We start from the raw sequence: 17,780 nt of genomic DNA on the forward strand, positions 1-17,780 counted from the left end.
ATTTACATCAACTTACGCCTCAAACTAAGCCATTTTTCCGGCGCAAAATTTAGATCAGTTATTTAATACAATTGGTATAAGTAACTGATCTATTTTACCTGTGCAAAATTTAGAGCTCTTATTTAATGCAATTGGTATAAGTTAAGGTGATTAATAAAGGTTTTAGCGATAGCCATAGATTGCTCAATCGTCGAAAGGCTTAAATTACGCCTTGAACTACGCACAACTAGCAGTATTGTCTATTACATGATTTAACTATCTGATTTTATATGATGTTTCGCTTCCATTAACCATAACTGAGGTTAAGTCATTAAATGAGTGTGATGGCTAGCCACCAACACACTCATAAAGTAGATAAGGGGCTAATTATGTTGGTAACTTTTTTCCCATAGTTTAAACAGGTAAATAACTGAGAAAGTTAAACACATGTATAAAAGACCTGCGGCTAAATAAGCTTCAAAGGGAGCATAATAACGCGCATTAACTACACGAGCGGCACCAGTGATATCAACAATGGTCACCACACCAGCAATCGCACTACCGTGGATCATAAAAATAATTTCATTACTATAAGCTGGTAACGCACGGCGTAAAGAGTTAGGTAAAGTGATACGTCTTAATCGTTGCCAACGGCTCATACCATAAGCTTTCGCCGCTTCCAGTTCACCTACTGGCATAGTACTGATCACACCACGAACAATCTCAGCCGTGTAAGCACCAGTATTTAAAGCAAAGGCTAATAAGGCACAAAACCAAGCTTCTTGAAAGTAGTACCATAACCAACTTTCACGTAACCAATCAAACTGTGCTGCGCCATAATAGATAAGGAATAATTGCACTAACAATGGCGAACCACGGAAAAAGTACATATAAGCCCAAATAGGCCCTTTAATAAACCAGTTGGAATGACTACGTAAAATTCCCGCTGGAATAGCAATCACTAATCCTATCAATAAAGAGGCTGTGACTAACCAAGTGGTTGTCCATAACCCTTCTAAATAAAACGGGTATTCATTAAGAATAATTGAAAAATCCATGTCTATCTCGTTTGTATACTATATTTACGCTCTGCCCACTTTAGTACAGAGGTAGAAACAGCGGTATAAAATAAAAATATTAATGCAACCACTAGGTAGAAAGTAAAAGGTTTCTGCGTTGAACCAGAAGCATCACCAGCAATCTTCACCATATCTTGTAAACCGATAATTGATACCAGTGCGGTGGTTTTTAATAAAACTAACCAGTTATTACCTAAACCAGGTAATGCATAACGCATCATTTGTGGAAACATCACACGAGAAAAGCGTTTGTATTTGTTCATGCCATAAGCGGTAGCCGCTTCAAGCTGACCTTTGTTGACCGATATAATCGCGCCACGAAAAGTCTCTGCCATATATGCGCCAAAGATAAAACCTATGGTCACAATGCCTGCAAAGTAAGGGCTTATATCAATATAGTCAGGTAGGTACGAGGTCCATTCATGGTCAGGGTAATACCCCGTCATGGTTTCATTTAACCATTCATTGATGTTGTAACTCATATCATTGATCAGCAACTGTCCACCGAAGAAGATCAATAACATCAGAATCAAATCAGGAATACCACGAATAATGGTAGTGTAAAGCGTTGCGATACTTTTTAGGACTGTTGAATGAGATAATTTAGCTAATGCTGCTAATAACCCTAAAGCAACAGAGAGCACTAAAGACAGCAAAGCCACTTGAAGTGTTAACCATGCACCTTCTATAAAAATGTCTTGGTAACCGTATAAAGAAAACATATAAACTTCTTTTTAATAAATGCCAATATCAAAGATAACGACTTGATTGACATAAAAAAAGGATGACTCAACCGACAAAGATATTACAGCTGGTTGCTCATCCTCTCTATTTTTAACGCAATGTGTTAATCGCTATTAACACTATTACTCTTGACCGTATACATCGAAAGTGAAGTATTGATCTTGGATTTTCTTGTAAGTACCGTTAGCACGGATAGCATCAATAGCTTGGTTTAATTGCTCAGCTAAATCAGTATCTTGCTTACGAATTGCAATACCTGCACCGTAACCAAACCATTTTGGATCATTTAACTTAGGACCAACAAATTCAAACTTATCACCATCTTCTTTTGCTAATAGACCGTCAGCGATAGCTGCAGAGTCAGCCATTACATAATCAACACGACCTGCTTTTAAATCTAAGTAAGCTTCATCGGCAGAACCGTAACGTTTGATTTTAGCAGATGGGAAGTTGTCAGAAATGTATAGGTCCATTGTTGTTGCACGTTGCACACCAATTTTTTTACCACTCATGAATGCTTCAGTACCTTCGTAAGTAGTCCCTTTTTTAGCAACAAAACGTGCTGGAATATGTTGATATTTTTTAGTGAAAGCGACTTTCTTTTGGCGCTCTTCAGTAATATCCATAGTGGCGATGATCGCATCAAATTTACGACCTAGTAGCGCAGGAATAATGCCATCCCAGTCTTGTTTTACTAGCGTACATTTCGCTTCTAGTTCTGCACATAGTGCATTAGCAATATCAATATCAAAACCAGTAACACTACCATCTTCTTCTGTTTTACTGAATGGAGGGTATGCGCCTTCAACACCGATTCGGATCTGTTTCCATTCTTTTGCGTGTGCAGTATTAAATGCAAATGCAAACAGTGCGATTAATAGGCTAATTTTTTTCATGGTATTTCCTTATTTTATGATAAATGATTTTTTCAATAATTTTCCTGATCAAGCTGTCAGGAAAGAATTTAATACACAGTTGAGATAAACTGTTTAAAACGTTCTGAAGTTGGGTTAGTAAAGATATCTTCTGGCTTACCTTGCTCTTCTACTAAGCCTTGATGTAAGAATAGAACCTTATTCGATACATCTCTAGCAAATGCCATTTCATGTGTTACCACCAGCATGGTACGGCCTTCTTCAGCTAGGTCTCGCATTACCGTCAATACTTCACCTACTAATTCTGGGTCTAATGCCGAAGTTGGCTCATCAAATAACATTACTTCTGGTTCAACAGCTAAGGCACGAGCAATAGCAACACGTTGTTGTTGTCCACCAGACAGTTGTTCAGGATAGTAATCCTTACGTTCATAAAGGCCAACGCGCTGTAATAATGCTTCAGCTTTTACAATAGCTTCTTTTTTCGGTACTCCTAAAACATGAACAGGCGCTTCAATCACATTCTCTAGTACAGATAAATGTGACCAAAGATTAAATCCTTGAAACACCATGGCTAAACGGCTGCGGATACGCTCAACTTGTTTAATTGAAGCAGGTATTGCACCGCGTTTTTTATCCTGCTTCATTTCGATTAACTCACCGTTAACCAGGATATCGCCTGATGTAGGTGTTTCTAATAAATTAACGCAGCGTAATAAAGTACTTTTACCTGATCCTGATGCCCCTAAAATAGAGATTACATCGCCTTTATGCGCTTCAAGATCTACGCCTTTTAATACTTGATTATCAGCAAAGGATTTGTGCAGGTTTTTAATTGAGAGAGTAGGTACAGTCATTAGTATATTTCATCATGGTTAAACGGGTTCATTATGTATTGTACCTAGTGTGTTGAATGGATTAATAAAATTAACGCAATCTTCTACTCTGCACCAATGGACTAAAATGTACAATAAAATAATTTTTATTTCCCCTTAAAAATAAATCAACAGAGCACACTTTTAATATTTTTTAGCTAAAATTGATTAAAAACAAAGCAAAACATCAATTTTTCCGGATTTTCTTTACAAAATTTGAACACATGGTATCGTGCGCGCGATCTCAACTCTATTAAATAATACAAAAAGGTAAATGACGTGTCACAATCAACTAATTACGCTAATCCCGCTCCGCTAGGTCTAATGGGATTTGGCATGACAACTGTACTGTTAAACATACACAATGCAGGTTTCTTTCCAATCAGCGCAATGATTCTTGCAATGGGCTTATGCTACGGTGGTGCAGCACAGGTTATCGCAGGGATTTTAGAATTCAAAAAAGGTAACACTTTTGGTTTAACGGCATTTACTTCATACGGTTTTTTCTGGATCAGCTTAGTGGTGTTATTAATATTTCCAGAACTTGGTTTAGAAGGTGGTCCAACACAAGCAACACCACATGCATTCATGGCATGGTACCTAGTTATGTGGGGTATTTTCACTGGCTTTATGTTTATCGGTACGCTACGTGGTAACCGTGTATTACAGTTCATTTTTGCTAGCTTAACAGTACTGTTCTTCCTATTAGCTATCCGTGATTTCACAGGTAGTGAACTAATTGGTCGTATCGCAGGTTTTGAAGGTCTTATTTGTGGTTTCAGTGCAATCTACTTAGCGATGGCTGAAGTGATCAACGAACAATACGGTCGCACTATCCTACCAATTGGCGAAAAATAACTTTTAATAAAAAGGTGACTGAGCCAATCAAAAAAACCGAGCTGTTATAGCTCGGTTTTTTTATGGGTATTTCTTTTGAATAACGAATACTAAACTTTCAACCTTATCCAAAAAACGCCAGTCGTTTCTGCTCACTTAAAAAGCTCCAAGCGATAAAACGGCTGATTTTATGACCCTGCGCCATCTCCACCACTTTGACCTGGTCTGCACCACACTGCTTTAATAGCTTCTTAATTGGCGCTACATTTTCACCTTTAGATAATAAACAAGTAAACCAACATACCTGCTCCTGTAGCGTCGCACTTTCAGTGACCATCTGTTTTACAAAGGCAATTTCACCACCAGCACAGCTTAATTCGTGGGCTTTACCTGCAAAATTCAGTTCAGACTTGGCTTTATCAAGTGTATTCACCGCCTTTTTACTCAAGTTCTTTTGTTTAAGTTGGCTACCTGCCGCAGCGGCTTCCATGGAAGCATGAAAAGGCGGGTTACACAGTGTAAAAGCAAAACGATCTGAGGGTTTTACCATTCCAGTTAAAATATGTTGTTTATTCTTTTGCTGACGTATGCTTATTTTTTTACTGATATTGTGATTTGCTTTAACCAATAATGAAGCTGTTTTTACTGCCAGTGAATCAATATCTGCCCCGATAAAAGACCAATCGTAACTGCGACTGCCTAAGATAGGATAAATACAATTAGCGCCACAACCAATATCTAAACCTTTTATCTTAGAGCCGGTTGGCACTTCACCTTGAAAGCTCTCACTTAACAGGTCACCAATATAATGCAGGTAATCGACTCTTCCTGGAATTGGTGGGCATAAATACCCCTCAGGGATTTGCCAAAAGGTAATATCGTAAAAGTAGGCTAATAATGCTTTATTTAATAACAAAACCGATTGAGGATCACTGAAGTTAATACTTAACTCCCCTCTTGGATTAGTGATCACATGAGGTTGAAGTTCAGGACAGGCTTTCATTAAACTGACAAAGTCATATTGCCCTTGGTGCAAGTTACGAGGGTGTAAAGTCGGTTTTGCTGTTTTTTGTGCTTTTTCTGTGTTCAAAGTTGAATCCATGGCATGACGCATAATAAAAATAATCGGTTTAAAACTCAGTACTGTAATCTACTAGCTCGCCACTGATATCTAACACTTTTCGTTGATATTCAAATTTAACCATCTGATGATTAAACAGAGGTGCAAACCAGGCAATAAAAGTACGGTCTTTTTTTCTGACTTGCTGTACTCGGTAAGCTTCTAACTCACCAAATTTGGTTTTAATTGTCTCCTTGCCTTTTAGCTCAAAGAAGTAGTGGGCAATATCATCAGAGGTTTGCATATAAAACTCAAAATCAGTTTCTCCAAACTTTAACCCAGTACTAATTTGCAGATTGATCGTATTAAAATCAACAATCGGACCTTCAGGATTACTATACTCGGTGCGTTCGCCATTATTGTTGATGACTGAGTTACGACCCGTCGCATCAAAATTTGCGGTCATATTCACCGTGCTAAAACCACTGCTTTCACGGAAAAAAGCGCTACTTAAAAAGCGTTTCTCTTGCTCGCTCCAGTAAATATCAGACTGCTGATTACCACCAAAAGAGAAGAGTAAAAAAGAAAAGTCAGCATCGGACTCTACTACCACTTGGTCACCCGTCCAATGGTACGCTTGTTTCATCTGGCCAATTGATAAACCTTTATAAAATACATCATAGGTATAACGTTGGTTAGGCGCGGGTTGTTGTATTTCAGGGATCATAATACTCTCCTGTTGAGCATTACTTTCAGAGGCTGCAACAACACTACCAGAAAAAGGTAACAATAGACTTAATAAAGGGATATAGCGTGTGTTAATCAATAGAGTTAACTCCTTTAATGGTGTTAATAATGGAAAATAAACCATTACTTCGAGAAGGGCTTAAATGGTTTAGTAACCCTAATTCAGCAAATAGTTCATCACAATCGATTAAAGCTATCTCTTGTGCACTTTTATTATTAAAGATGATTGCCACTATTTGCATTAATCCTCTGACTATCCGCGCCTCACTCTCCATGGTGAAGGTATAAAGTCCGTTATTTTCAGTACAGATTAACCAAGCAGTGCTTTCACATCCTCTTACTTGGTTAGACGCTAGTTTCATCTGTTCAGGGAAAGGCGCTAATACCCTCCCTAACTGTATAATCAAACGGTACTGTGCATCCCAGCTTTTATTTGCCATAAAGGCTGCTTTCAACTCTTCAAATTGTGTAATAGAGGTTAACTTTTGCACCTTACTGTCCTACCTTTTGTTTCATATAACCTGAGAATAAAACTAACGCGCCACTACTGCCGGTTAGCTCTGCACTTTTATTGTTGTCTTTACCTACCCAAGTGGTCACGACTTCATCTTGGTCAAAGCCCACAAACCAGCTATCGTTAAGATTATTGGTGGTGCCGGTTTTACCTGCGAAATTTTGCCCTGGGTTACGCCAACGTAAGCTACGCGCAGTCCCCTCCGTGGTGACCTTATGTAACGCACTGGATAGCTGATTTACCGCAGTACTTGAAAATATTTGTCGCGCTGCAGGGCTACGCTGATATAAAGGAATGCCATCACTAGAGACAATAGTACGGATCATCGTCAATGGTTTATACACACCTCGCATGCCAATCGGTTGATACATTTGTGCCACTTCAAAGGGTGAAAGCGATAAACTGCCCAACACTAAAGATGGGTAAGCTTTAATTTTTTGTTCTACGCCCATGGCATGTAAGCTATCAATGACATTACTTAAGCCAATTTGCATGCCCAAGTTAACCGTGGGTACATTTAAAGAGCTTACTAAGGCTTGCTCTACAGTCACTTGTCCACGGAATTTACGATCGTAATTCTTTGGTCGCCAACGTTGCCCGGTACTGTTTTTGAGCACAATCTCTTTATCATTTAAAGTATCAGTTAAACTATAGCCATTATCTAACGCGGTTAAGTACACTGGCGGTTTGACTAAAGAGCCAATGGGACGACGAGCATCTAAAGCTCGATTGAAACCACTAAATTTAACATCCTTACCCGATACCAGCGCACGCACTTCCGCATATTCACGGTCAGTGACCACCATCGCCCCTTGCAAATCATCTTGTCCTTTTTTCTGGACTTTTTTGATACCCGTTTGAATGGCTATTTCCGCATTCTTTTGTGCTAAAGGCGAAATCGAGGTAAAGATAGATAAACCACTCTGCTTACGGATATTAGCGGGGACATTGCTCACTAACTCACGATTTAATAAACTAACAAAAGCTGGGTTTGCGCGATTATTTAATGCCTTTGCACCACTTAAATTTAAAGGGCTATTAACCGCAATACGGTACTGAGCAGTATTAATATAGTTATGCTCAAGCATCAAACGTAAGACTAAGTCCCGACGAGATAATGCACGTTTCGGATTACGTCTTGGATTGTAATAAGATGGCCCTTTAATAATAGCCACCAGCAAAGCCACCTGTTCAACACGTAATTCATCAATGGGACGTGCAAAATAATAATCGCTGGCTAAACCAACACCGTACACGCCTGTTGCCCCATTTTGTGCAAGATAAACTTCATTTAAGTACGACTCCAATATTTTATCTTTACTGTATTTATGGTCGATCAGGACAGCGATATAGGCTTCTTGAAACTTACGCCATAAACTACGCTCTTGAGAAAGGAACAGGTTTTTAGCTAACTGTTGCGTTAAAGTACTGCCACCTTGCACAGTGCGCCCAGCTTTCATATTAACCATAAAAGCACGCAAAATGGCAAAGGGAGAGACACCTTGATGATGATAGAAATCACGGTCTTCCATTAAGATCAGGGTATTAATTAACAGATCTGGAATTTTCTGAAACGGCACAAACACCCGATCTTGTATCTGTTTGCTATTTAGTCTGTCCAATAACAAAGGATCTAAACGAAATTCAGCAATGGTTCCCTGTCGTTGAGTCAAGCTTGCGATGCGGTTACCGTCAAAAGAGACACTCACAATTGCAGCAGCTTCAGAGCGATCTGGAAAATCAAAAGCACGTCGATAAATAGTAACCTGGTTACCATTCACAGCAAATTGCCCTGCACTTTGAATCCTTTGTACTGCGCGATAATTTAGTAATTTCAGTTCGCTAACGAGTGCTGTTTGCGTTAAGGGCTCATTAACTTTTAACAATAATGGACGAGCGTAAAGTGTGGCAGGTAGATCCCATGTTGAACCATCAAGACGGTTCTCCACTTTTTTATCAAAGTAGATACCTGCTATTACGATAAAAGCAATAAACGCCAATGTTGCTTTCCAAGTAAATGACCATATTGCTTTTAGAATACGATGTTTAAGTGGTGCTTTAGCCGGTTTACGCACTGTTTTTTTACGTGTGCTGGTCGTTTTTTTCGCGGTACTTTTTGTTGTTTTACTTGTAGCACTTGCTTTTGGCTTATCTGCCGTGCCTTTTTTTTGTGGTGTTTTTGCCATAACAGGTTTAATTAACTCGATTTAATATAATAGATAATTCAGTGAAGACGATGTCACTCTTTAATGCGCCGCTCATACTACTTAGTTTATTCACTGATATCACCCCATAGATAGGTGCTTTTTCGTTTTACGTGTTGCAACGGCAGTGGCTGGGTTATCCGGCCAATAATGTTTTGGGTAACGCCCTTTCATCTCTTTTTGCACTTCCAGATAAGCACCCGCCCAAAATGAATGCAAGTTTTGGGTTAATTGCAATGGTTTCATTGCCGGAGAAAGTAATGCAAGTTGCACTTGAATACGCCCATCTAAAACAGTGGGTGTTTCCGCTTGTCCATACAACTCCTGTATTTTTACTGACAATAAAGGTAACTGTTTATCGCGATACTGCAATTTAATCGCAGAGCCAGTGGGTACGGTAATAGTGAGCGGGAAGTCTTTTTCAAAGCGTTGTTGTTGATCCCATGTTAAGCGAGATAACAAGGCACTCTTTAGGTCAATTTTCTTAAACTGATCGGGATGCTGTACATCGATACAAAAAGGAGCTAACCATTGATCTACAGAGTCAATCAATGCCTGTTCATTAAACTCTGCAAATCCTGTAAGTTGGAATTCATTATATTGCTGTGATGCATAGTTTAATCGCGTTAATAACGCTTTATTCGTATCACTCCAATGTAACATTGATAGCCCAACTTGGCGCACTCCATTTAATAATGCTTGGAGTTTTTGTTGTTTAGTCACTTTAGCTAGAGGCACTTTATTAAGGGTAATCTTCCCTAACATTAAACGCCGCTCAGCAATTAATTTATTTTGTTTTAATGACCAACAAAGATAATCCTCATGGTTGAGGTAATGTGCAAGATGCGTTTTAATATCTTCTAAGTTGACCGGTGCTGCTTTGAAAATAATGCTATTTGCTCTGTGTTCAGATAATGCAAGATCGGTCACTACTAACATCTCTTCACCAATTAAGGAAGAATGTGCAGATAAATGCCCACCAGCACCATTACTCAGTAAATAATCCTGCTGTTGATTTTGACCTCGGCACAAGGCGATACGATCTGGAAAGGCGGTAGCCAATAATAAACCACAATAAGCACGAGGTAACTGCGCTGGTGCTTTAGACGCACATTTTTTCAGTAGGATGCGATACTGCTGATTCACTGAGTAAGATGGTTTATCTAATGCGCTGCTAATATCATCGCTGCTTTTTTCATTACTCTCTATTAATGCGGCTAATAAACAAGCTAACGCGACTATTCCCGGTTCATTCAATGCAGCTTCTAATTGTTTAGCAGCAATTAACATGGCCCCTAGACGCGGACTTAAACCAAATTCGATAATCTGATCACCTAAGGAAGTACAACGACCTCTTTCATCAATGGCATTAAGTTTTTGTAATAACTGTAAAGCCACTTGTACATTACGTGTATTAGGTTGCGTTAAGAAAGGTAACTGTTCAGGGTGAGTCACTCCCCAAGCACTCACTTCTAACATTAAATCAGTTAATTCGCTTTGTATAATCGGTGCTTCATTCTGCGCTCTTAAACGTGTCTCTTTAGACCATAATCGATAGCATGTGCCAGCACTCTGTCTTCCTGCGCGGCCGGCACGCTGTATCGCACTAGCTTCGCTAATCATCTGATCTTTTAATTTCCCAATCCCGGTATGAGATTGAAATTGAAAACTTCTCTCGCGTCCAGAATCAACAACCACTGTAATACCATCAATAGTTAAACTGGTTTCTGCAATATTAGTCGAGACAACTATTTTACGTTTACCTTGAGGTGGAGGTTTAATTGCAAGTTGCTGCTCATCCAAGCTCAATCGCCCGTATAAAGGAGCTAACAACACGGGTAAATGATGCTGGTCAATCCAAACTTGTAAGGCTTGGCAACATTGCAAAATCTCTTTTACTCCTGCCACAAATACTAAAATATTACCGGTTTGTTGCTGAAACGCTTGTTTGACCAAGGCGACTAACGCGCTGTGTTGCTCAACTTTGGTGCTTATTTTCGCACTATGGTGGATATACTCTATGGGAAAGGCACGCCCCTCACAACTAACATAGGCGGCATTAGGTAGGTGTTGTTGCAAGGATTGGTTATCCAAGGTGGCAGACATAATCAACACACTCAAATCATCGCGTAAATTTTCCTGCACATCTAGGCAAAAGGCTAACCCTAAGTCAGCATGTAAGTTACGCTCATGAAATTCATCAAAAATAACTAAATCAACGCCGATTAATTCAGGATCTTGTTGTAATAAACGAATTAAAATCCCTTCAGTCACTATTTCTAGTTGGGTTTCTTTACTCACTTTTGATTCGCCACGCAGACGATACCCTACTTTTTCACCGATAGACTCGCCCAGTTGCTCCGCTAAATAATGGGCGATATTACGGGCTGCTAAACGCCTTGGTTCTAGCATGATAATTTTACCGCGATAGGCACCACTTTTTAATAACGCTAAGGGTAAGAAGGTCGACTTACCGGCGCCTGGTGGGGCCTGTAAAATAACTTGAGAATGCACAGTAAGTTGATGCTGTAAGTCAGCAAATACTGTTTCAATTGGTAACATAAAATAACAACCTTAAACCACAAAAAACGGCACTAACAATAGATAATAAAAAAACAGGTTATTTTACGCATTGTGAGCAAAATGCAAAAATAAGACCACAACTTCACAATATGCAACTCTTTATTTGACTTTATTAAAGATGCTTGCTATAGATACCGCCGAAAAAAAACTGATGCCACTATCTTAGCAAAGTTTGTTCAACCAATTGTTTATATTTATCACCGTTTTAATGCGTTTAAAGATGATTTAAGTTGCATCACTGGAAGGAAAGTTTATGCCTGCTAATACAAGCAAGAAAACACTCGGTATTTTAGCTATTGCTGGAGTGGAGCCATACCAAGAAAAACCTGGCGAAGAGTATATGGGTAAAGAGCAACGCGCACACTTTACAAATATTCTAACAGCTTGGACTACACAACTACGTGAAGAAGTAGACCGCACTGTTGATCACATGAAAGATGAAGCATCTAATTTCCCTGATCCTGTTGACCGTGCTACTCAAGAAGAAGAATTCAGCCTAGAACTTCGTGCTCGTGACCGTGAACGTCGCTTGATCAAGAAAATCTCCAAAACTTTGAAAAAAATAGAAGAAGATGATTTTGGTTTCTGTGAATCTTGTGGTGTTGAAATCGGTATTCGTCGCCTAGAAGCACGTCCTACTGCCGATCTATGTATCGACTGTAAAACGTTAGCTGAAATCAAAGAAAAACAAAGCATTGGTTAAGCAACAGTCTTAACTCAGCTTAAAACGGTTAGCGATTGCTAGCCGTTTTTGTTTATAGAGTAAAACAAGTGGATTCACAGTTTTCTAAACCTTACATTGGGCGCTTTGCCCCTTCTCCTTCTGGCCCTCTGCACTTTGGCTCTTTAGTGGCAGCGGTTGGCAGTTACCTACAAGCTAAATCTCAACAAGGCCAATGGCAAGTGCGCATTGAAGATATCGACCCGCCACGTGAAGTAGCAGGTGCCAGCGATGATATCTTAGCGACCTTATTAGCCTTTGGTTTACAGTGGGATGGCCCGGTCATCTATCAACACCAACAAAGTGCTCACTATGAAGCAGTATTAACTTCATTGATCAAACAAGGTCTATGTTATGCCTGTTGCTGCACACGCAAGATGATCAAGGAACAAGGGGGATTATATTTAGGGCATTGTCGCCACTTAAACAACCCGCTAACCAATAATGCACTGCGCATTAATCTATTATCTATCACCCACAAGCCAAATAACTTTGAAGATCAGTTACAAGGCTTAATTCAATTAGCACCATCAGAAATTGAAGACGACTTCATTATTAAACGCAAAGATGGATTATATGCTTACAATTTAGCCGTAGTGATTGATGATATTAAACAAGGTATAACTGAAATTGTAAGAGGTTCTGATTTAATCACTACTACAGGTAAACAACTGTGCTTGTATCAGTTATTGGGGGCCAATAAGCCTAATTATGTACATCTGCCTGTTGCAGTTACAGCCCCTGGGCAAAAGTTGTCAAAGCAAAACCATGCAGCTGCAGTTGATAAATCAAATCCAATACCAACATTAAAAAAAGTACTGGCCTTTTTAGGTCATACTGTCCCAAATAATATTCCGCAACAAAACTGTAGTGATATTTTAACTTGGGCCATACAACACTGGTCGTTAGAAAGCGTCCCAAAACAACGTGAAATTCAAATATAAATTTAATATTCGCCCTATTGGGCTATCTGTTAGAGATTTAAACTCCTCTGTCAATGGATAAATATTGACTAAGTAATGCAGTGTTTATGCACAGTAGCGGTTATTTAATAGACGCTATAGTAGCGAACTATAAATTTAATTTGTTTTTAAGCAACAGCGCACATAAAATAAGCGCACAATTTTTCAGACTAATTCCATCTAAGTAGATGCAGAGGATAGAGCTATTAAACGCTTAAGCAAACTGGTAAAAAAAGTATTTCAAAAAAAGAAAGCAGCCGAACAGACGAAATCATTATCTCAATATCGCATTCCACGTGACCAACACTCTATTTCACGTTCAGATATTGATGAAAATGCATTAAAGGTTTTATATCGTTTACATAATGCTGGTTACCGGGCTTTATTAGTGGGTGGCGGTGTGCGCGATCTATTATTAGGGCTAAAACCAAAAGATTTTGATATCACTACCGATGCAACACCAGAGCAAGTAAAAGCGCTTTTTAGAAACTGTCGTTTAATTGGTCGTCGTTTCCGTTTAGCTCATATCCTTTTTGGTCGTGAAATCATAGAAGTTGCTACTTTCCGTGGTCACCATGACGAAGCTGAACAAGACAAACAAAAAGTAAAACAATCACAGCAAGGTATGTTACTGCGTGATAATGTGTACGGTTCATTAGAAGAAGATGCCGAGCGCCGTGATTTTACCGTAAATGCACTCTATTACGATATCGCAGATTATTCGTTATATGACTTCTGTGGTGGTATGGATGATTTAGCTCAACGTCGCCTAACTTTGATTGGCGAACCAGAAGTACGTTACCGTGAAGACCCGGTACGTATGTTACGCGCTATCCGTTTTGCCGCGAAGTTAGATTTATCTATTAGCGATGAGTGTGCAGAGCCTATCCGCCGCTTAGCTTCGTTATTGCAAGATATTCCAGCTGCACGTCATTTTGATGAAGTGATTAAACTTTTATTATCAGGCCAAGGTTTAGCAACTTACCGTCTATTAAAAGAATACAAGCTACTACCTGTATTATTCCCTATCCTATTTAAAGGTGGAGAAGATGATAAAGCCACTAAAATGATTGAACAGGCCTTAACCGATACAGACAAACGTATTGCTGAAGGCAAACGTGTTACCCCTGCTTATATTTATGCAGTGATGCTTTGGTACCCACTTGAGCAGCGCGCACAAGAGATGAGCTTTGAAAGTGGTATCGAATTACACGATGCCTTTATGCTAGCGATGAATGAAGTATTAACCATTCAAGTAAAAACCATTGCAATTCCTAAACGTTTTACTGCAGCTATTCGTGACATTTGGGTATTACAACACCGTCTGCCGCGCTTTGGTGGTAAACGTGCACAACGAGTTTATGCCCATGAAAAATTCCGCGCGGCCTTTGACTTCTTATCATTAAGAGCACGTGTAGAGCAAAGCCGAGAACTTGCTGAATTAACAGCTTGGTGGGAAGAATACCAACTTCATAACAAATTGCCTGAGCACAATAATGCACGTAGCCACACTAATAAAGCCAAAGAGTATAAACCAAATGCTGATAGACCGGCTAAAAAGCGTCGTTATAGTAAACCTAAACGCAAGCCTGCTGTGAGTAAAAAGAATGATTAGTTACATCGCGATTGGTAGCAATCAAGCCGATCCAGTTGAACAAGCAAAACAAGCAATCACAGCACTGAATTATATTACAGAGACGAGCTTAATCAGTTGCTCATCTCTGTATTGTAGTGCGCCAATGGGCCCTCAAGACCAACCCGATTATATTAATGCAGTTGCAGCAGTTGAAACTAACTTATCGGCTATTGCTCTTTTAGATGCATTACAAGCCATTGAGCAATCACAAGGTCGAGAGCGTAAAGCAGAGCGTTGGGGACCAAGAACCCTAGACTTAGATATTTTGCTATACGCAGAGCAAGTGATTGACGATCAGCGCTTAACCATTCCCCACTATGGTATGAAAGATCGAGAGTTTGTTCTGTATCCTTTATTTGAAATTGCACCTGAGTTGACCATGCCCGATGGCACACCTTTGATCGAGATGCTAAAAGATTGCGATAAAAATGGTCTGACTGCTATTACTGGTTGAATTAATTGATGACGCCAGTAGAATCATCCCCCTATAAAACACTGCTAGTTAGGAGCAACAATGGCTAAAATAAGCGTTTCTCGTTTAGCTAAAATGAAGCAAGAGCAAGAGAAAATCACCTGTATTACCGCATATGATGCAAGTTTTGCGGCTATTTTTGACCAGGCAGGTATCCAGGTATTATTAGTAGGCGACTCTCTAGGTATGGTATTACAAGGCCATGACTCTACCCTACCCGTTACCGTTGAACATATTGCCTACCACACTGCTGCAGTAGCGAGTACCACTGAAAAGTCATTAATCATTGCAGACTTACCCTTTATGTCTTACGCAACACCAGAGCAAACCTATAGCAATGCAGCAACATTAATGCGTGCAGGCGCTAACATGGTGAAATTAGAAGGCGGCGATTGGTTAAACGAGTCAGTGATCGGCTTAGTACAACGTGGTATTCCAGTATGTGGCCATTTAGGCTTAACCCCTCAATCAGTGAATGTATTTGGTGGTTATAAAGTACAAGGTCGTGCTGAAGAGCAGGCTGATAAGCTAGTTGAAGATGCATTAGCATTACAACAAGCGGGTATTCAACTATTGGTATTAGAGTGTGTGCCGGTTGCGTTAGCTGAACGTGTCACTAAAGCATTGCACATTCCTGTTATCGGGATCGGTGCAGGTACAGAAACCGATGGACAAATTCTAGTAATGCATGATGCTTTTGGCATTTCAGCAGGCTTCTGCCCTAAGTTCTCTAAAAACTTTTTAGTAGAAACAGGTGATATCCGTCGTGCAGTTGAGCTATATAAAGAGCAAGTAGAAAATAAAATATTTCCAGGCGCAGAACATAGCTTTTATTAAGGCTAGTGCACCCTATTTTATTATTTAACGTATTAAGAGTTAACTATGCAAGTAATTCAAGACCCTAAGCTATTGCGCTCTGCAATACGCGATATCAAACAGCAAGGGAAGCAAGTTAGTTTTATCCCAACAATGGGAAACCTACATCAAGGTCATTTAACGTTAGTTAAAGAGGGACAACAACATGCTGACGTTACAGTGGTGAGTATTTTTGTTAACCCATTACAATTTAACAATGCCGATGACTTAGCCAATTACCCAAAAACCCTTGAAGCGGATTGTGAAAAGTTACAACAAGCGGCTGTGGATATTGTATTCACCCCTTCAGCTGACACAATTTACCCGAATGGTCTGGAAGCACAGACCTTTGTGGAAGTACCTGGTGTATCCGATTGTTTAGAAGGTGAATTACGCCCAGGACATTTCCGAGGTGTGAGTACCATAGTCGCTAAGTTATTTCATCTAGTACAACCAGACTTTGCTTGTTTTGGTGAAAAAGATTTCCAACAACTATGTGTTATCAAACAAATGGTCACTGACCTAGCGATGCCCATTGAAATCATTCCTGTTGCAACGGTACGTGAAACATCAGGGTTAGCCATGAGTTCTCGTAACAATAAGCTTTCAGCCGATGAAAAGTTAATTGCGCCTAAAATTGCGGAAGTAATGAATCAATTGGGACAACAGCTACCACATAATTGGGGGAGCTATAAACAACTGATCAAAGATGCCGGTCAAACGCTAGATCAGTCTGGTTTTAAAACCGACAAAATTCATGTTGTTGATCCAGTAACATTAGCGCCTTTAACAGCTGATAGTAAACAAGCAGTTGTATTAATGGCCGCGTTCTTAGGTGAAACACGTTTAATTGACAACCTAGTTGTTGATTTGCACCCTTAAAGTTTTTACTTTATAGTCGCCGTACTGAGAAAAACAGACTCATTTCAAATTTTAAAATTAAAGGTTTTGTATGAAAAAGACACTGCTAACAGGCAAGTTGCACCAAGCTCGTATTACTCACGCTGAATTAAATTATGAAGGTTCATGCGCAATCGATCAGGACCTTCTTGAGCAAGCTGGTATTTTAGAGTATGAACAAATCGAAATTTACAATATCGAAAATGGTGCGCGCTTCTCTACTTATGCAATCGTAGGTGAACGTGGTTCAAAAATCATCTCAGTTAACGGTGCAGCTGCACGTCAAGCTTGCGTTGGTGACCGAGTGATCATCTGTACTTATGCTGCGTTAGATGCTGAAGAAATTGCAGGCCACAAACCAAGCCTAGTTTACTTAGATAAAGACAATAACATTGTTCGTACAAGTAAAGACGTACCTATTCAAGTTGCTTAATCTGACGTAATCAGTCATTAAGTATAGAGGCCGTTAGCATTAATTGTTAACGGCCTTTTTTATTCCCCCATGAAAATCCATCTACTTATACCAATCATAGTAAGTAACTGATCTATTTTACTTGTTAAAACAACTTATTTTTTCGTTGTAAGTTTCGTATAGGGAACAACCATTTACATCAACTTACGCCTCTAACTAAGCCATTTTTCCGGCGCAAAATTTAGATCAGTTATTTAACACAATTGGTATTAGCCACAAACTCACGGGAAACTATAATGATGAAACATTTAATTGTAGGGTTAAC

General features: G+C 39.5%; 17 protein-coding genes. 8 read left to right on the forward strand and 9 right to left on the reverse strand.

Annotated features, from left to right (window positions below; genetic code table 11):
* Window positions 1–362: 362 nt before the first annotated feature.
* From DS885_RS10650 to DS885_RS10665, 4 genes are all read right to left on the reverse strand, one after another.
* Window positions 363–1,037, reverse strand: coding sequence for an ABC transporter permease (locus DS885_RS10650; protein WP_113819415.1), 675 nt, complete (start codon window positions 1,035–1,037; stop codon window positions 363–365).
* Between the two features lie 2 nt (window positions 1,038–1,039).
* A complete protein-coding gene (locus tag DS885_RS10655; RefSeq protein ID WP_113819416.1) occupies window positions 1,040–1,780 on the reverse strand; it encodes an ABC transporter permease in 741 nt (246 codons plus the stop codon).
* 144 nt (window positions 1,781–1,924) lie between these two features.
* Window positions 1,925–2,698: an ABC transporter substrate-binding protein gene (locus tag DS885_RS10660; RefSeq protein ID WP_113819417.1), complete on the reverse strand. Its 774-nt coding sequence runs from the start codon at window positions 2,696–2,698 to the stop codon at window positions 1,925–1,927.
* A 68-nt stretch (window positions 2,699–2,766) separates the two neighbouring features.
* The gene (locus DS885_RS10665; protein WP_113819418.1) at window positions 2,767–3,534 is read right to left on the reverse strand and encodes an ABC transporter ATP-binding protein; all 768 of its coding nucleotides are present in this window, start codon (window positions 3,532–3,534) and stop codon (window positions 2,767–2,769) included.
* A 297-nt stretch (window positions 3,535–3,831) separates the two neighbouring features.
* Here DS885_RS10665 and DS885_RS10670 point away from each other — a divergent pair, with 297 nt between their 5' ends.
* Window positions 3,832–4,410, forward strand: coding sequence for an acetate uptake transporter (locus tag DS885_RS10670; RefSeq protein WP_113819419.1), 579 nt, complete (start codon window positions 3,832–3,834; stop codon window positions 4,408–4,410).
* 103 nt (window positions 4,411–4,513) lie between these two features.
* Here the strand turns inward: DS885_RS10670 and rlmF are convergent, their stop codons facing one another.
* The 5 genes from rlmF to hrpB form a co-directional block, all read right to left on the reverse strand.
* Window positions 4,514–5,479, reverse strand: coding sequence for a 23S rRNA (adenine(1618)-N(6))-methyltransferase RlmF (gene rlmF / locus DS885_RS10675; RefSeq protein WP_258546896.1), 966 nt, complete (start codon window positions 5,477–5,479; stop codon window positions 4,514–4,516).
* A gap of 40 nt (window positions 5,480–5,519) precedes the next feature.
* The gene (locus tag DS885_RS10680) at window positions 5,520–6,275 is read right to left on the reverse strand and encodes a DUF3108 domain-containing protein (RefSeq protein ID WP_258546897.1); all 756 of its coding nucleotides are present in this window, start codon (window positions 6,273–6,275) and stop codon (window positions 5,520–5,522) included.
* Window positions 6,268–6,687 carry a SufE family protein gene (locus tag DS885_RS10685; protein ID WP_258546898.1) on the reverse strand — a complete coding sequence of 140 codons (420 nt, stop codon included), beginning with the start codon at window positions 6,685–6,687 and terminating at the stop codon, window positions 6,268–6,270. Before DS885_RS10685 ends, DS885_RS10680 begins: the two co-directional genes overlap by 8 nt.
* A gap of 1 nt (window position 6,688) precedes the next feature.
* Window positions 6,689–8,896, reverse strand: coding sequence for a penicillin-binding protein 1B (gene mrcB / locus DS885_RS10690; protein WP_113819422.1), 2,208 nt, complete (start codon window positions 8,894–8,896; stop codon window positions 6,689–6,691).
* 99 nt (window positions 8,897–8,995) lie between these two features.
* On the reverse strand, window positions 8,996–11,476 hold the full coding sequence (gene hrpB / locus DS885_RS10695) for an ATP-dependent helicase HrpB (protein WP_113819423.1): 2,481 nt from the start codon (window positions 11,474–11,476) through the stop codon (window positions 8,996–8,998).
* A 274-nt stretch (window positions 11,477–11,750) separates the two neighbouring features.
* Here hrpB and dksA point away from each other — a divergent pair, with 274 nt between their 5' ends.
* From dksA to panD, 7 genes are all read left to right on the forward strand, one after another.
* Window positions 11,751–12,200, forward strand: coding sequence for an RNA polymerase-binding protein DksA (gene dksA / locus DS885_RS10700; protein WP_113819424.1), 450 nt, complete (start codon window positions 11,751–11,753; stop codon window positions 12,198–12,200).
* Between the two features lie 68 nt (window positions 12,201–12,268).
* Window positions 12,269–13,162: a tRNA glutamyl-Q(34) synthetase GluQRS gene (gene gluQRS, locus DS885_RS10705; RefSeq protein WP_113819425.1), complete on the forward strand. Its 894-nt coding sequence runs from the start codon at window positions 12,269–12,271 to the stop codon at window positions 13,160–13,162.
* A gap of 241 nt (window positions 13,163–13,403) precedes the next feature.
* The gene (pcnB, locus tag DS885_RS10710) at window positions 13,404–14,795 is read left to right on the forward strand and encodes a polynucleotide adenylyltransferase PcnB (RefSeq protein WP_220149688.1); all 1,392 of its coding nucleotides are present in this window, start codon (window positions 13,404–13,406) and stop codon (window positions 14,793–14,795) included.
* Window positions 14,788–15,270 carry a 2-amino-4-hydroxy-6-hydroxymethyldihydropteridine diphosphokinase gene (gene folK, locus DS885_RS10715; RefSeq protein ID WP_113819427.1) on the forward strand — a complete coding sequence of 161 codons (483 nt, stop codon included), beginning with the start codon at window positions 14,788–14,790 and terminating at the stop codon, window positions 15,268–15,270. The genes pcnB and folK overlap by 8 nt, the downstream gene beginning before the upstream one ends.
* 60 nt (window positions 15,271–15,330) lie before the next feature.
* Window positions 15,331–16,125: a 3-methyl-2-oxobutanoate hydroxymethyltransferase gene (gene panB / locus DS885_RS10720; RefSeq protein WP_113819428.1), complete on the forward strand. Its 795-nt coding sequence runs from the start codon at window positions 15,331–15,333 to the stop codon at window positions 16,123–16,125.
* A 45-nt stretch (window positions 16,126–16,170) separates the two neighbouring features.
* Complete coding sequence (gene panC, locus DS885_RS10725) at window positions 16,171–17,025, forward strand: pantoate--beta-alanine ligase (protein ID WP_113819429.1); 855 nt, start codon at window positions 16,171–16,173, stop codon at window positions 17,023–17,025.
* 70 nt (window positions 17,026–17,095) lie between these two features.
* Entirely contained in the window at window positions 17,096–17,476 is a 381-nt protein-coding gene (gene panD / locus DS885_RS10730) for an aspartate 1-decarboxylase (protein WP_113819430.1), read from the forward strand.
* The last annotated feature ends 304 nt before the right edge of the window (window positions 17,477–17,780 follow it).

Origin of the sequence: Psychromonas sp. B3M02 (genome assembly GCF_003318165.1) — a bacterium.
In the GTDB taxonomy this organism is placed as follows: domain Bacteria; phylum Pseudomonadota; class Gammaproteobacteria; order Enterobacterales; family Psychromonadaceae; genus Psychromonas.

Excerpts from the sequence above, each read along its gene's own strand:
- DS885_RS10660 (WP_113819417.1), bottom strand. The coding sequence starts at position 2,698 with ATGAAAAAAATTAGCCTATTAATCGCACTGTTTGCATTTGCATTTAAT.
- DS885_RS10650 (WP_113819415.1), bottom strand. The coding sequence starts at position 1,037 with ATGGATTTTTCAATTATTCTTAATGAATACCCGTTTTATTTAGAAGGG.
- DS885_RS10655 (WP_113819416.1), bottom strand. The coding sequence starts at position 1,780 with ATGTTTTCTTTATACGGTTACCAAGACATTTTTATAGAAGGTGCATGG.
- DS885_RS10665 (WP_113819418.1), bottom strand. The coding sequence starts at position 3,534 with ATGACTGTACCTACTCTCTCAATTAAAAACCTGCACAAATCCTTTGCT.
- panC (WP_113819429.1), top strand. The coding sequence starts at position 16,171 with ATGCAAGTAATTCAAGACCCTAAGCTATTGCGCTCTGCAATACGCGAT.
- panD (WP_113819430.1), top strand. The coding sequence starts at position 17,096 with ATGAAAAAGACACTGCTAACAGGCAAGTTGCACCAAGCTCGTATTACT.
- panB (WP_113819428.1), top strand. The coding sequence starts at position 15,331 with ATGGCTAAAATAAGCGTTTCTCGTTTAGCTAAAATGAAGCAAGAGCAA.
- hrpB (WP_113819423.1), bottom strand. The coding sequence starts at position 11,476 with ATGTTACCAATTGAAACAGTATTTGCTGACTTACAGCATCAACTTACT.
- mrcB (WP_113819422.1), bottom strand. The coding sequence starts at position 8,896 with ATGGCAAAAACACCACAAAAAAAAGGCACGGCAGATAAGCCAAAAGCA.
- folK (WP_113819427.1), top strand. The coding sequence starts at position 14,788 with ATGATTAGTTACATCGCGATTGGTAGCAATCAAGCCGATCCAGTTGAA.
- dksA (WP_113819424.1), top strand. The coding sequence starts at position 11,751 with ATGCCTGCTAATACAAGCAAGAAAACACTCGGTATTTTAGCTATTGCT.